Source organism: Flavobacterium artemisiae (assembly GCF_042678225.1).
In the GTDB taxonomy this organism is placed as follows: Bacteria; Bacteroidota; Bacteroidia; order Flavobacteriales; family Flavobacteriaceae; genus Flavobacterium; species Flavobacterium artemisiae.
In genome coordinates, this window is the sequence record NZ_JBHUDZ010000012.1 from 1,237,803 (window position 1) to 1,252,510 (window position 14,708).

15 protein-coding genes are annotated in these 14,708 nt (G+C 34.2%); 1 reads left to right on the forward strand and 14 read right to left on the reverse strand.

Annotated elements, in window-relative coordinates:
* Positions 1-103 precede the first annotated feature (103 nt).
* The 5 genes from ACFSC2_RS16110 to ACFSC2_RS16130 are packed head-to-tail and all read right to left on the reverse strand — an operon-like array spanning position 104 to position 4,561.
* A complete protein-coding gene (locus ACFSC2_RS16110; protein WP_379814346.1) occupies positions 104-1,657 on the reverse strand; it encodes an AAA family ATPase in 1,554 nt (517 codons plus the stop codon).
* Entirely contained in the window at positions 1,658-2,179 is a 522-nt protein-coding gene (locus ACFSC2_RS16115; RefSeq protein ID WP_379814344.1) for a hypothetical protein, read from the reverse strand.
* Positions 2,179-2,370: a hypothetical protein gene (locus ACFSC2_RS16120; protein ID WP_379814342.1), complete on the reverse strand. Its 192-nt coding sequence runs from the start codon at positions 2,368-2,370 to the stop codon at positions 2,179-2,181. The genes ACFSC2_RS16115 and ACFSC2_RS16120 overlap by 1 nt, the downstream gene beginning before the upstream one ends.
* Before the next feature lie 20 nt (positions 2,371-2,390).
* Positions 2,391-4,091: a hypothetical protein gene (locus ACFSC2_RS16125; RefSeq protein ID WP_379814341.1), complete on the reverse strand. Its 1,701-nt coding sequence runs from the start codon at positions 4,089-4,091 to the stop codon at positions 2,391-2,393.
* Between the two features lie 20 nt (positions 4,092-4,111).
* A complete protein-coding gene (locus tag ACFSC2_RS16130) occupies positions 4,112-4,561 on the reverse strand; it encodes a hypothetical protein (protein ID WP_379814340.1) in 450 nt (149 codons plus the stop codon).
* 358 nt (positions 4,562-4,919) lie between these two features.
* Between ACFSC2_RS16130 and ACFSC2_RS16135 the strand changes: the two genes are divergently transcribed.
* Positions 4,920-6,332, forward strand: a complete 1,413-nt coding sequence (locus ACFSC2_RS16135) for an APC family permease (protein ID WP_379814339.1) — start codon at positions 4,920-4,922, stop codon at positions 6,330-6,332.
* 135 nt (positions 6,333-6,467) lie between these two features.
* Here ACFSC2_RS16135 and ACFSC2_RS16140 read toward each other — a convergent pair whose 3' ends face one another.
* The 9 genes from ACFSC2_RS16140 to ACFSC2_RS16180 form a co-directional block, all read right to left on the reverse strand.
* Positions 6,468-7,505 (reverse strand): alpha/beta hydrolase, encoded by a 1,038-nt coding sequence (locus ACFSC2_RS16140; protein ID WP_379814338.1) that lies wholly within the window; start codon positions 7,503-7,505, stop codon positions 6,468-6,470.
* Between the two features lie 16 nt (positions 7,506-7,521).
* Positions 7,522-8,265 (reverse strand): hypothetical protein, encoded by a 744-nt coding sequence (locus ACFSC2_RS16145; RefSeq protein ID WP_379814337.1) that lies wholly within the window; start codon positions 8,263-8,265, stop codon positions 7,522-7,524.
* 447 nt (positions 8,266-8,712) lie between these two features.
* Entirely contained in the window at positions 8,713-9,117 is a 405-nt protein-coding gene (locus ACFSC2_RS16150) for an MFS transporter (protein WP_379814336.1), read from the reverse strand.
* Between the two features lie 317 nt (positions 9,118-9,434).
* Positions 9,435-9,893: a DUF1810 domain-containing protein gene (locus ACFSC2_RS16155; protein ID WP_379814335.1), complete on the reverse strand. Its 459-nt coding sequence runs from the start codon at positions 9,891-9,893 to the stop codon at positions 9,435-9,437.
* Positions 9,894-10,053: 160 nt separating this feature from the next.
* Positions 10,054-10,680, reverse strand: coding sequence for an alpha-ketoglutarate-dependent dioxygenase AlkB family protein (locus tag ACFSC2_RS16160; RefSeq protein ID WP_379814334.1), 627 nt, complete (start codon positions 10,678-10,680; stop codon positions 10,054-10,056).
* Between the two features lie 6 nt (positions 10,681-10,686).
* Complete coding sequence (gene xth / locus ACFSC2_RS16165) at positions 10,687-11,463, reverse strand: exodeoxyribonuclease III (protein WP_379814333.1); 777 nt, start codon at positions 11,461-11,463, stop codon at positions 10,687-10,689.
* A 48-nt stretch (positions 11,464-11,511) separates the two neighbouring features.
* Entirely contained in the window at positions 11,512-12,891 is a 1,380-nt protein-coding gene (locus tag ACFSC2_RS16170) for an exonuclease domain-containing protein (protein WP_379814332.1), read from the reverse strand.
* Between the two features lie 92 nt (positions 12,892-12,983).
* On the reverse strand, positions 12,984-14,243 hold the full coding sequence (locus ACFSC2_RS16175; protein WP_379814331.1) for a Y-family DNA polymerase: 1,260 nt from the start codon (positions 14,241-14,243) through the stop codon (positions 12,984-12,986).
* Positions 14,244-14,252: 9 nt separating this feature from the next.
* The gene (locus ACFSC2_RS16180; RefSeq protein ID WP_379814329.1) at positions 14,253-14,696 is read right to left on the reverse strand and encodes a LexA family protein; all 444 of its coding nucleotides are present in this window, start codon (positions 14,694-14,696) and stop codon (positions 14,253-14,255) included.
* Between the last annotated feature and the right edge of the window lie 12 nt (positions 14,697-14,708).

Consider the following 14,708-nt stretch of genomic DNA (forward strand, 5'->3'; position numbering starts at 1 on the left):
AATATAAAATATACTTTGATAATTAAAAGGTTTCATTTATAATTAATAAATATAAAAATAAAAAAACTGCAAGTGTAAGACCTGCAGTTAAATAGAGTTATTTTTATATAATGATTGATCGTTTTCCAATGTTTTGGTCGTGAGGTAAGTTGTTCCAAGATACTCCAGAGGCAGGTACAGCTCTTTCGCGTCCCCACATTCTAATTGCTTCGATCTTTTCGGGCGCAGTTTTACTTAGAGGAACAATATTTTTAAAGCATTTTTTGAAAAGAAGATCATCAACAACGTTATCTCCATGAATTACTGCCTGAATTGCTACATCTCTAACAGCTCCTTCTATATCAGAACCAGCAAAACCTTCTGAAACTTCAACAAGTTGATTTAACATATTTTCAGACGGAAGAGTTAGTAAATTACGTTTGATGTATAACGAAATAATATCTTTTCGTTCAACTTCGCCGGGAAGATCGACAAAGAATAATTCATCAAATCTACCTCTGCGTAAAAGTTCAGGAGGCAATTTGCTCACATCATTTGCAGTTGAAACAACAAAAACTTTTGCCATACTTTCTTGTAGCCAAAATAAAAATTGTCCAACCATTCTTGTCGATGTTCCTCCATCATTTGAGCCTATTGCGCCTGAAAGTCCTTTTTCAATTTCGTCAATCCATAATATACATGGAGCAGCATTATCAGCAGATGCAAGCGCTTCTTTTAATCTGTTTTCTGATTGACCTAGATATTGCCCTTGAATAGCTGCTAGATCAAGACGATATAAAGGTAAATTCCAATTTGCAGCAATAAATTTTGCGGATAAAGATTTACCACAGCCAGGAACTCCAACCAATAAAACGCCTCTTGGAGGTCTCATTTTTCTAGCTTTTAAATCTGCTGTTAAAAGTTGTTTTTGATTATCAAGCCAATGCTGTAATCCAGATAAACCTGCAACTGAAAGAGTAGAAGGATCCAATTTTACTTTTTCTAATCCAGATATATCACTAAACAATTTATCCTTAGCATTACTTAATTCTTTAATATCTTCTTTTGTTAAAGATCCTTTAGCCATTTGTGTTGCTAAAACATTTTCAGCTTCAATTTTAGTCATATTTGCCAATATTGCTGCAGCCATTTTATAGTCGGAATCTTCCCATTCTAAAGGAATTGAGCCTTTGTAAGGAGTGACACATTCTTTAACAACTTCTAACATTTCTTCTTCATTTGGTGCATCGAGAATTATCGTCATTCCTAAGCGTTGCAATTGCGGCCATATCGTTTTTGTTGTAATTAAACAAATACTGCCACCTCTTTCTATAGCCTGAATCACACAGTCATATAAATGTCTAGAAACTAAATTGTCATCTTCAATATCACTTACTTCTGTAAAAACGAATGTCAAATTTTGTCTTTGTGATATGTTTTGAACAGCATAATCGAGTCCCCCTGCAACAGATCTGTCATCGTTAACACTTTTTTTTGATTTGATATCAATAGTTCCCTGAGATAAATTATGAAAATAAATGGGGATATTGATTTCTTCTGCCAATTGTTGAATAACCTCTAATACTCTTGTTCGTTCGATACTTCTAATTGATATAAAAGGTATCCTTGCTCTGAACATACGTAAAAGAGAAGTTTTGAATTCTGATTTATTTGCCATTTAAAATATTATTTTTCTGCCGGTTGGAGAGATTATAGTATTGTTTTTCGAAAGTTCTTTTGGACTTATTTCTTGCTCAGGAACATTTAAATTCAATTGAAAAGATTTTAATAGAATTGTTATTTTTTCATTCCTGTTAGAATTGTTTTTCTGTAATGAATTTCTAATTTCTGCAATAAAATCGTCCAAGTCGTTTTTGAATGTTTTTTGCAAATCTTCTGGAAAGCTTTTTATCGAAATAAATTTATTGAGAGTGATAAGATTTTGTTTGCCATTTCGCAAAGCAATTTCAAAATCATCTTCTGATTTTAGATTTTGAAATTGAAAAGCTCTCTGAAATTTATCAAGCCAATTTTGTTTTCGTAGCTTATATGTTTCTTCAGCTTTACTATAGAAACGATTTGCGACACCAGCATCAATTATAAAAGAACCATTTGTCATATCTTCTAAAACGTGATCATTTCCATTTCCAAATTGATCAAGAAGATTTGCCCATTCAGAATAAGTCGTCGGACTTTTCATTATTGGTTTTTAATTCTCGGATTAATAAACTGTGATGGTGGAACAATATCCCAATCAGGAAATTTTGCATTTTCTAACTCAGGCTCAGTTCTTCCTTGAAAAAGATTTGTTATTACCTTAGTTTCTGTTTTTTTTTCATTTACGGCCTCTTTAGATTGGTCCAAAGTATTGCCTAAAATTATTTTAGTCATAATTAGTTGATTTTTTATTTTTAAATAATACTTCTAGCAGTCTCTTTAGAAACACTCGAAAAATCTTCAGGGGTTATTGATGATATTAGATTTCGCACTTCTTCAGCTTTACTATCTTGTAATGAGTGTTCTATTCTATAATCTACAGTTTCTGCAAGACAGCCACGCAAGACTTCTTTCCCTTTCTGTTTTCGTTCATTAATATTTTCTATAACTTTCTTTTTGGCTTTATTGTTTGTATTAATTGAATTCCAAATTATAACTGCACCAATACCAATTCCTATAAAACCAACAAATGATGAGACGTTAAAAAAATAAATACCTAGAAGACATACTAATGCGCCAATTATTACGAGTCCATAAGGAAAAGAAAGTTTTGTTAATTCTGATTCTAAAATTTTATCATAAAAAGTTTCTTGTTCAATTAAAAGCTCATTTTCGTCTCTTCCATCTTTTGTAGATATTTTAAAATCATCGATAGATAAATCAATATGTTGCGGAACATTATTTCGGCATTGAGCAGTAAAAGTATTGTAAGCTTCAAGAATCCAAGGTTGACTAATTGAAACTGCAAGTGCCTGAGTTACGACTGTTGCACCAGATAATTCGGGATTAAATGAAGCATTAGTTAATAATTGTAAAAAATCTACCTGCTCATCAAAAATATGTTTTTCGGTATCCATAATTGCCTGAGCGGCATTTTTGTCTCCATCCATCTGAATAATAAGCTGATTAAATCGTACTTGTTCTTGTAACGGAAGTTCTTCATCATCAAAATTTGTAACAAGCAAGGATAAAATTTCATCTAATTGAACTTTTATTCCTTTAGAAAAATCAGCAGAAGAAGAGATTATTTTTTTGAAGTGAGTATTTATGATATTGTGCGTTTTTGCTTCTTTTAAAGAAGTTTCTAATAGTTTCCAATTGCTGGAAAACTTTTCTAGTAAAGGGTATGTTCCTTGGGATAGAGGCCCCGAAGCTTCAAAGAACTTCACCCATTGTATTTTTTGTTCATTTATAAATGTATCGCCTTGCGTAAGCTGATCGATCCAATTTTTGACATTTATCATCATTAGTTGTCTAGCCGCAGGAGGAAATACTCCTGTGGTAACGGCTTCTAATATGATGATAAATTCTCTATCGAGATTGTGCGGATTTTGATGCATAAAATACCGCTCGAGCCATTTTAAACTTGAATCGTTTCGAGATAATCTGCGCATTACCATCATAAAAAAGAGAGTTGTTTTGTAATCATCTCTTTTTAAAGCTTCATTTAAAGTTTTTTCAGTTGCGGTTTTATCATTCCTAATCCAAGCTGTTAAAGAAACTAATGCAGGAGCAAGCCAATATCCAGGAGCTTTCATCATTACTTCCTCTGTCGTAAATCGTAAAGTTTCTTCACTTATTACACCAATATCTACGCCTTGAAGAATACCAGTTGCCATTCTTCTCACTTCGGCATAATAACCAAACTTAATTTGTAAATCTTGTTTTAAATTTCCTTGTCTTGTTTCAGCAAGTTGTAAAGCTTTGTGTTTTAAATCAGCTTCAACGAAGTCTGAGAACGAGTCAGCTAGTTTAACCAATTCGCTCTCCAATTTATTTTGTTTGAAATTTAATGTTCCCAATTCAGAATGAACGCCTTTCATGTCTGAACTAATTGACCTTAAAGCACTATTAATAATAGAAAGGTCTGCATAAGAGATTACTTGTTGTGACATAGTTTTTATTTTTAGATATTTTATAATTTTGTTGCTGTGCCGTCTTCTCTTATTAAAATAATTTTATCATTGTAGATTTCTACCATAGCATAAGCATTATGTTTGGCGACAGAACGCGCTTTTTCAAATTGAGGCTCCATGGTTTCAGTTTCCTTGTAGTGTTTAATGATTTGTGTACCGCTTAGATCTAGTGTATGTACTTCATAAGGATGTCCTAAATAGCATTTTGAAATAATGCCTAAGGGTAAACTTGCAAGTTCTGCAGTACCAAATTCTTCTTGAATTGATTTTAAGAGATCCTCCATGCCTTTTGTATTGGTTAAGGGTTTGGTATCGAGATCTTTAATTAAGTCCATGTATTTCTTAGATCTTTTTTTCAAGATATCTCTGTCACTAACAAAGCCCAATTTTTGAATTTGTTTATCTCCGAAAAGATTCATTTTTTCGTCTTGTAAAATTATTCTAGCCATTTTTTTTGAATTATATTACTACTTCGTATTTCAAAAGTATAGCCTCTAAAAAGTTAAATTTTATGGAAAACCGTAATTTGATTTTTAGATCAAATATTTCTATAACTCTGGTGAGATTTAAGGATGTAGAGTTGTGTTCTTTTTGCAAGTAAAACACAATAAAAAAATAAAGAGGAAAGTCAGGCTGAAGAGGGATATCAAAAATATTCTTATGAAGATATTTTTATATTTAGTAAAGTACCGAATTGCAGATTTGAGAGGAGAATTTAAAAAGCATTGAATAAAAATCTAAAATCTACAATCTAAAATCTAAAATTTCCAAAAAAACTATATCTTTAACCAACCGAAAACCAAAAAAATGCAAGAAGAAAACCACGAAAATTTTAAAAGAGAACTCGGATTATTAGACGGAACCATGCTTGTAGTAGGTTCTATGATCGGATCGGGGATATTTATTGTAAGTGCCGATATAGCCAGACAAGTAGGTTCTGCTGGATGGCTTACTTTAATTTGGCTGCTGTCAGGATTAATTACAATTATAGCTGCAGTTAGTTATGGAGAGTTAAGTGCCATGTTTCCTAAAGCCGGCGGACAATATGTTTATTTAAAAGAAGCCTATAATAAGTTAATTGCCTTTTTGTACGGCTGGAGTTTTTTTGCTGTAATTCAAACAGGAACAATTGCGGCTGTTGGAGTAGCATTTTCAAAATTTGCTGCCTATTTGTACGAGCCTCTCAGCGACGAAAATATATTATTTGTATTAGGATTTTTTAAGCTCAATGCAGCACAGTTGGTTTCTATTTTTACCATTATTTTATTAACCTATATCAACAGCCGCGGTGTAAAAAATGGTAAAATTCTGCAAACAGTTTTGACAATTATAAAAATCCTTTCTCTTTTAGGATTAATAGTTTTCGGATTAACGCTTGCCGCGAAAGCATCAATTTGGGACGCAAATTGGACAGATGCCTGGACACCAAAAACATATAACGCAGAAAATGGTTCTTGGCTTCCTATAAGCGGTCAGGCATTAATTACAGGAATTTCAGCAGCAATGGTAGGTTCGTTATTCTCTAGTGACGCTTGGAATGGGGTAACTTTTATTGCGGGCGAAATCAAAAATCCGCAGCGAAATGTTGGTTTGAGTTTATTCTTAGGGACATTTATTGTGACAATAATTTATGTTTTAACAAATGTAATGTATCTCGCAGTAGTTCCTTTTGAAGAAATTGCAACTGCAAAATCAGATCGTGTTGCGGTAGTAGCTTCACAATACATATTCGGAAATATCGGAACTTTGATTATTGCCATCATGATCATGATTTCGACATTTGCCTGCAATAACGGATTAATTATGGCTGGAGCTAGAGTATATTATACGATGGCAAAAGACGGATTGTTCTTTAAAAAAGCGGCAGAATTAAATGATTTCAGTGTTCCTGCATGGGCATTATGGGCGCAATGTTTTTGGGCTTCGGCTTTATGTCTGACAGGTAAATATGGTGATTTATTAGACTTTGTAATCATCATTGTTTTGATTTTTTACATTCTTACTATTTACGGAATCTTCATTTTGCGAAAGAAAATGCCAAATATAGAAAGACCTTATAAAGCTTTTGGATATCCTGTTTTACCAATGTTGTATATTATTATCGCAGCTGCCATTTGTGTTTCGTTGCTTATAACAAAATTTTCAACTTGTGGCTGGGGTGTTTTAATTATGCTGACAGGAATCCCGGTATATTATCTAACAAAGCCAAAAGAAAATTAAAATCTTAAATCAAATATAAAAACCGCAGCTTAAATTTTAAACTGCGGTTTTTTGTATTAAAAGGACTTTACATTCGATTTTTAAAACTTAGTGCTGATGTAAGAAGTAAAGAATCAAGCTGTAAAAGTCCTTTAATTATTTTAAATATTTTTTCAGTTCCGCAGCAGCTTGCAAAAACAAAGCTTTTGTCTGCGGAATTTCAGCAAGACCATTTAACAAACCAAAATCATGAATCACGTCGTTGTAACGAACTGTTGTTACAACAACACCTGCATCGCTGAGTTTACGTCCATAAGCTTCGCCTTCGTCTCTTAAAATATCATTTTCGGCAACCTGAATCAAAGTAGGAGGTAAGCCTTTCAGCTGCGATAAACTCGCTTGAAGCGGAGAAGCATAAATCTCTTTTCTTTTCGAAGGATCTACATATTGATCCCACATCCATTTCATTAAAGAACTCGTCAAGAAACGTTGTTTGCCGTATAATTTATAAGATTCCGTTTCAAAATTAGCATCCGTTACCGGCCAGAAAAGAATTTGAACTTTATATAAATTAGTTCCTTTTTCTTTTGCCATCAAAGCGCTTGCAGTTGCCAGATTTCCGCCTGCGCTGTTACCAACAATTCCGAGTTTACTTCCGTCAACATTAATTTCATTTCCATGTTCCGAAATCCATTTTGCGGCTGCATAAACTTCATTTACAGGTTGTGGATATTTGTGTTCTGGTGAAAGCGAATAATTTACAAAAACGCCTGCGTAACCCGTAAGAACACTCAAATCGCGAACCATACGTTTATGTGTCGGATAATCGCCCAAAACCCAGCCGCCGCCATGAATAAACATAAATACAGGTAGTTTTCCTTTTGCTCCCGCCGGACGAACAATATTCAGTTTGATTTTATATCCGTCTGCTGTGATTTCCTTTTCAGATTCTTCAATTCCAGATAAATCTACTTTAAAAGCATTTTGTGCTCCAACCAAAACATTACGAGCGTCGGCAACAGGAAGTGTTTCAAGCCCAGGACCGCCTCCGTTTAATGGTTTTAGAAAAGTCTTAACGGCAGGAGTCAAATGCGGATCTGTTGCATAATCTGTCTGAGCGAAACTTTGAGTTGGCAAAGCCCCTAAAATTATATATGGAATTACTAACATTTTTATGATACTTAAATTCTTCATGATCTCAAGATTAAATTTATTTAACAGAATAAGGCAGAGACAAATTTCCACTCGCTACCGCATACACTTTGTATACGCCCAACATAGGTTTTGTTCCTTCGCTTTCATGCGATCCGCCAGCGCCAGTACTCACTTCCATATAACAGCTCACAGCATCGAACTTAAAGTTGGTTTTATTATTAATTCTAAAATCAGGAACGATTACTTTGATCGAATTACCTTTAGCAACAATATTAAAACCAGGGCTGTCCATGTACATTGCCATCCCTGGATTGGTTGGAGGAAGAACTACATTTGGATCGCCTTTTGTAAATTCTCGAACCGAAAGTCCGCCGCCAACACGTTTATCTTCAACCAAAAGCACCCAGTGTGCATGCCAGATTAAACCATCGTTGAGGTAATTACCATCCAGATTTTCATCCCAAAGCGGTGTGTCTTCAAAATCAGGATGAGAGGTAAGAGCCAGTGCTACAATTCCTTCGGCTTGACCGAAACCAATATCAGCAGCTTTTAAAGTAGTCGGAAAAACATAACCTAAAACTGGGGCGCCATTGAGTTGTCCCACAGGTTTAGGCATCGTTTTTCCTGCAGTTCCTTCTACTTTGATAGTCCAAACCGTAATACCAAGATCGGCGTTGTGTGTAATCGAAGCTGATTTTATTTTAAAATCACTATTGTTGTAGCCGCTGCATTTGTCACAAGCGCTGGAAATTGAATGATTCAGAAAAAGAATAAGCAGATAAATAATTGATTTTTTCATAATGTATGTGGTTTAATGTTAATCGGTTTCAAGAAACCAATAGATATGCCACATAAAAAAAAGCCCTAAACGCAAGGGATTTAGAGCTTTTTAGATGCATGTTAAATGTTATATTTCGTTAATTGAATTAAATCTAGTGAAATTTCGTTACGAAAAAATGAATAGAAAATTGAAGTTCTGTTTTGGAATTTAAAATGGCACTATTAATTTTTAGGAGCTAATCCCGCTGTCCTTCCAAATCTTTTGTGTCCCGTTAAAGGAACGGGACACAAAAGGATTTTCCCTCCCATCGGGGCTAGGGCATCCGTTTTCAAAAGAAACAATAGTTTTGAAAAGTACTTTATAATTTACACAAAGGGAGAAATGAAAATCTCGTGTAAATTAAAAAAATGTATGACCCAAAAATCTTTAAGACTTGGGGTTTTTGTGGCAAAAAACTTTAAAAAATCAGTTTTCAGACAAATCATTAGTAATTCGATCTTCTGTAGGTCTTAGGAAAATAAGATATATGATGATTAAAATTCCAAATAATATAAAATCAGGTTTTAAAAACAGAAGAATAAAAGCGGCACCTTCAAGAACAGCCCATCTCATAATCGAAGCTGCTTGATAAATAGGCAGTTTGTCTTCTAATTTTAATTTCGGATCAATTTGTTTTAGTTGCGATTTAAATAAAAATGTACTTAAAACAAAAGCAAAAACAGGTATCAACGCATATATAATGGAGGAAGAATCAATTTTAGGGATTTTTAATGTTTTAATAGAAATTTCGCCCACAAAAAAATAGACGAGAATTGTTCCTGCACAAATGGCAAGATGAATAATCTGCAGTGTTTTGATTTTTTCGGTCATAATTTGGTTTAGATTGAGGTGGATTTAATGCAAGTTAGTGCTAATTATTTTAAAATGAATACTTTATTGTTTAGATTCATAGCACTTTAAAACAATTTAAGAATCGAAGAAAATTTTCAATATGAATATTTAACCGCAAAGCCTGCCAAGATTTATGTAAGGTTCACAAAGTTTTTTTTTAAGCTTTCTGAGCTTTTATTCTATTTTAAATAAAACATAGCGGTCTTTGCGTAAATCTCAACTTACCTTGCGGTTAAACACAAAAAAAGACACCCGAAAGTGTCTTTTAAGAAATAATGCTATTGAAGCTAAAGAAATTAAATCACTTCAGACTCAACAGATTTTATAGTTGAATTAATAATATTAATAGTTAAAGGATCTGATTCTCCAGAGAAAAAAGCATCCAGAATTTCTTCAAATATCGGATTTGCGTTTTCTACCATAGAAAACAAAGTCATACAAGAACGCAGTTTTCTAGCATCTAAATCGCCAAAAATTCCGTCTGCAGATTTCATTTTAAAAGTTAATAAAAGCTCAGAAATTTCGATTAAATGTTTTCCTAAAATAGGATGTTCCATATAATCTGCTGCTTCTTTCAAATCGTTAATAGCGTATAGAATTGCAGTATCACTTTGTCCTAATCCTTTTATTTGCGGAAAAATAAACCACATCCAATGCGTTTCTTTTTTCCCTTTGCCAATTTCGGCAAGAGCAGTAAGATAAAGTTTGTTCTGCGCATCTAAGAAACGCGATAGATCATTGTTCGAATAAGCCATTACGGTATTGTATTTAAAAAAAGGTTGCAAAAATAGTAAAAAAGATAAGTTCTGCCTAATAAAACGTTCATACAGTGCATGTTTTAACTTTTAGAGCAAGTAATATCTTACGTGTGTTTTAATGAAAAAAGCTTCTTTTTAATTTTCAATTCTATAAAAATCAAAGATTTCGATTGGTTCTCCTAAAGGTAAGATTGATCCTTGGCAAAACATCGCGAGCCGTTTTCGGAATCTGATGCTGCCAAAAACTATTCGTCGTTCCAGCCATCAACAAAAAGGATCCGTGGTGCAGCGGAATCTCAATCTGCGGAATCTCTTTGCTGTATTTATGACGAAGTTTAAACATTCTAGTTTCTCCAAAAGTAACCGAAGCGATCACTGGGTTTGGACCGGTATTATGTTCTTTATCGCTGTGCCAGCCCACGCCGTCGTTTCCGTCTCGGTACAAATTCAATAATAAACTATTAAAATCAAGTTGTGTTTCTTTTTCAACACGACCTCTTATTTTAAGTAATTCATAGTTCCAATCTGGTCCTTTTGGGTCTGCGCCGGGATTATCTTTATCTTCATACCAAGCAATCATTCTAGGAACGGTATAGGTTTTATCGTAAACTTCCATTTGATGTTCTCTCCATTTGGTTTTGCGAAGTATCCTTTCATAAAAAAGATCCGATTCTTCTTTTGTAAAAAAGTCATCAATTAAAATCAATTCAGAATCAGGAATGTCAAATACTTTTTTTCCTGCCAAACCTGTGGTAAACAATTCGGTGTCGTTAAATAGTGTCATTTTCCATTATTTTTTATCAATTTCAATCCATACAGGAGCATGATCGCTGGTTTTTTCCCAACCTCGCACATGACGGTCAACACCGCCAGCATTCAATTTTTTTGCTATTTGCGGACTCAGTAAAAAGTGATCAATTCTTAGACCCGCATCACGTTCGTATGCATTTCGGAAATAATCCCAAAACGTATAAATTTTCTCGTCGGGATATAATTTTCGAATTGCATCTGTCCAACCTTGCGAAACTATGTTTGTAAAAGCTTCTCGAACTTCAGTTCTGAAAAGCGCATCGTTAACCCATTTTTCGGGTTTATAAACATCTAGTTCTGTTGGCATCACATTGTAATCTCCAATCAGGATTACTGGAACTTTTAGACTCAATAAGGTTTCTGCACGATGCGCCAGCCGATCAAACCATTTTAATTTGTATTCAAATTTTGGCCCCGGATATGGATTTCCGTTTGGAAGATAAAGACACGCAATTACAATTCCGTTAATCAACGCTTCGATATAACGGCTTTGCACATCTTCTTCATCGCCTGGAAGTGTACGGGTTACTTCTTCAATCTCCATATTTCGAGCAAGAATCGCAACGCCGTTCCATTGTTTTTGTCCGTGCCAGATAGCATTGTAACCGGCATCATTTATTGCTTTAAGCGGAAATTTATCCTGCGGTGCTTTCAATTCCTGTAAACAGACAATATCTGGAGCGGTTTCTTCCAGCCAGCGTAACAAAACATTCAATCGCCCGTTAACTCCGTTTACGTTATAAGTAGCTATTTTCATAGTAGATTTTGATTAGTTCTAGTCTTGAATTTACAACTTTTTAGAATTTTATTTTGTAAAGTGTTTGTTAAAGAACACTTTACCTGGATATTTTTCAGCGTAAGCAAAAATTAACTGCTCAATATATTGATTGCTTTTATAGAGCGTAACATAACTTTTGACATCTTCGGGATCGTGAATAGCAGTATCTCGCGGGATATATCCCATTCCATGAAAATGACCGTTTTCAATCCAGATACAGCTTCGTTCATCTGCAGATCTTCCTTTGTCTATAATGGCAAAACTTGGTCGGTTGTGCAATAAAAAATCAATCGCATTATCTACTTGTTCGTTATGAAGAAGTGGATCAGGAAGTTCTTTTACTTCAGGAGTATAGAAAAAATCGCCTTCTTCAGGTCTTGAATATTTACAGAATCGATGGTCAATTTCAAACTGTTCAGCAAGACTTCTCAATAAATTAATGCCTGTGTGGAGGCTGTTAAATTCATGAATACAGATTTGGAACTTACTTACTTTGCCAATTGCCAGATATTTATAACCATTTCGTGCTTCGTATTGATAAATTCCAAATTTGGCTTCAAAACGTTTTAAAGCTCTGTTGTAAGTCGGCCAAAGTTTTTTGATTTCGGTACATTCTAAAAGTAAAGCCATCAATTCTGTAGCACAGACTTCAAAAGAAATTCCGTAAATATCTCTTAGAAAATGTTGTCTCTGCTGATTGATATTATTTCCTGTAAAATGCGATGTCACGCGTTTTTTTAAATTAACAGCTTTTCCAACATAAATGACTTTTTTCGCCTGATTATAGAAATAATAAACTCCTGGTTTTTCGGGCAAAGCATTAAAATCTTCTTGCGGAAGATTAGGCGGTAATCGTTGATCCTGTGCTGTTTTTTTGATCATTTGATCGATTACGCCCTCGTCGTCCCATTCGCGTAAAAGCGAAAATAATTGAGCGGTAGCATCTGCATCTCCGCCGGCGCGGTGTCTGTTTTCTAAGCCAATATTTAAAGAGTTGCAAAGATTTCCTAAACTGTACGAACCCAATCCAGGTTTAATTTTTCTGGCAGCACGAACCGTGCAGAGTTTTTTGGCTGTCCATTTTAATCCTGCCTGAGCCAGCTGATGATGTACAAACGAATAATCGAAATTGACATTATGCGCTACAAAAATACGATCGGTAAGCATTTCCATAACTTTTTCAGAAATATCATCGAAGATAGGAGCATGGGCGACCATTTCGTTATTAATTCCCGTTAATCCAAAAATAGAAGGCGGAATATCCTTTTCGGGATTTACAAGTGTTTCATAACGTTCGAGCACAGTGCTTCCGTCGTGAATAATAATCGCGATTTCGGTAATACGACTATGACTGGCATTGCCGCCTGTGGTCTCGATATCTACTATGGCATATTCTTGCTTTCTCATTTGGATATAACGTAAAATATTGTATTTCTGTTACTTAATTAATCTTGAAATGTAATGAATTAACCTTGTTTTATTGTTTTTATAAGAAAAATTTATGCTTTAACGGTAATTACATCTTTAAGCGATGTAGAAAATTTTGGCGATAATCTGTCTTGTTTCATTTTCCACTGCCGTCCTAAAGACTGCACGCCGAATTTAATTTTGTTATTGCCATAATTCTGATTCATTTTGTCAATTACAGTCATTAAAGGTTGGTGTTTAGGATTTGAAGTTTGAAATAAATTGAGCTGTGTTTCATTATTTGGCGTTAAGCCCATTACTATTACGCCGGCTTTTTTATAACGATAACCTTTTTTAAAAATAGCTTTAAAACCTTTTTGCGCCGCTTTATTAAGTTCTATTGTCGAATTGGTAGGAAAATCAGTAGTAATAGTAATGCTTCGTGAATATTGAGAATCTTTGCCACCCATAAAATCAGTTTGAATAAAAACTGTCACCATATTACAATGACAATCCTGACGTCTTAATTTTTCTGCACAAGAAGCTGTAAATGTGCTTATTCGTTCAGAAATTTCTTCATACGTAGTATATCTTTTTTCGAAAGACCTCGTAGTAGCAATCATTTTACGATCTGTAGCTTCTTCTAATTCCAAAGTAGGTTTTCCTTCTAATTCATGTTTTAGCCGAAGTCCGACTACAGACATTTCTTTTCTCACCCAAGCGTCAGGAAGCTGTGTAAATTCATAAGCCGTATTGATTTTTTTTGCTTTAAGGCGCTTGGATAATTTTCTTCCAATTCCCCAGACATCTTCAATTTTGGACCATTTTAAGGCTTTAATTCTTTTTTCTTCAGAATCAATACAATAAACACCTTGCGTACGATCTGCAAATTTTCGGGCAATTTTATTCGCCATTTTAGCTAAAGCTTTGGTAGGTGCAAAACCGATGCTGACTGGAATTCCTGTTCCTTGTGTTACTTCTTTCCGCATTTTTAAACCCAATGAGTTGAGGTCAAATAAATCGTAACCAGAAAATTTTAAGAAAGCTTCATCAATACTATAAATTTCAATTTCGGGTGTGTAAGTTCGCAGCAGATTCATTACTCTATTACTCATATCGCCATACAATGGATAATTAGAAGAATAGACAAAAATATTTTTTTCTTTGAAAATAGCTTCATATTTAAAAGCAGGAATAGCCATAGGTATACCCAGCGCTTTAGCTTCATCAGAACGCGAAATAACACAACCGTCATTATTAGAGAGAATAACGATAGGTTTTCCTCTTAAATGCGGTTCAAACACCCTTTGACAGGAAGCATAAAAATTGTTACAATCGACTAAAGCAAACATTTCTAAATTTTAAAAAGATTTAATACTGTGAATAACAATTCCCCAAATGACAAAGTTATTTTCTGGCGTTACTTTTATAGGCTGATAATCTTCATTTTCGGCAATAAGCCAGATGATGTCTTTTTCTATTTTGATGCGCTTTACAGTAAATTCACCATCAATCTGGCAGACAGCAATTTTGTTGTTTTGAGGTTCCAGGCTTTTATCAATAATTAATAAATCTCCATCATTAATACCGGCATTTTTCATAGAATAACCTTTTACTCTGGCAAAATAAGTCGTGTATTGATGTCTAATGAGCTCCTTATTAAGATCAATGGAAGATTCAATAAAGTCATCAGCAGGAGAAGGAAAACCTGCACTGATACCAACGTCAAAAAAAGGAATTTTTACTTCCGAACTCATGTCTGGAACGTATAATTCTATTGATTTTGTGGTATTTCCTAATTTCATAATCACTTCAAA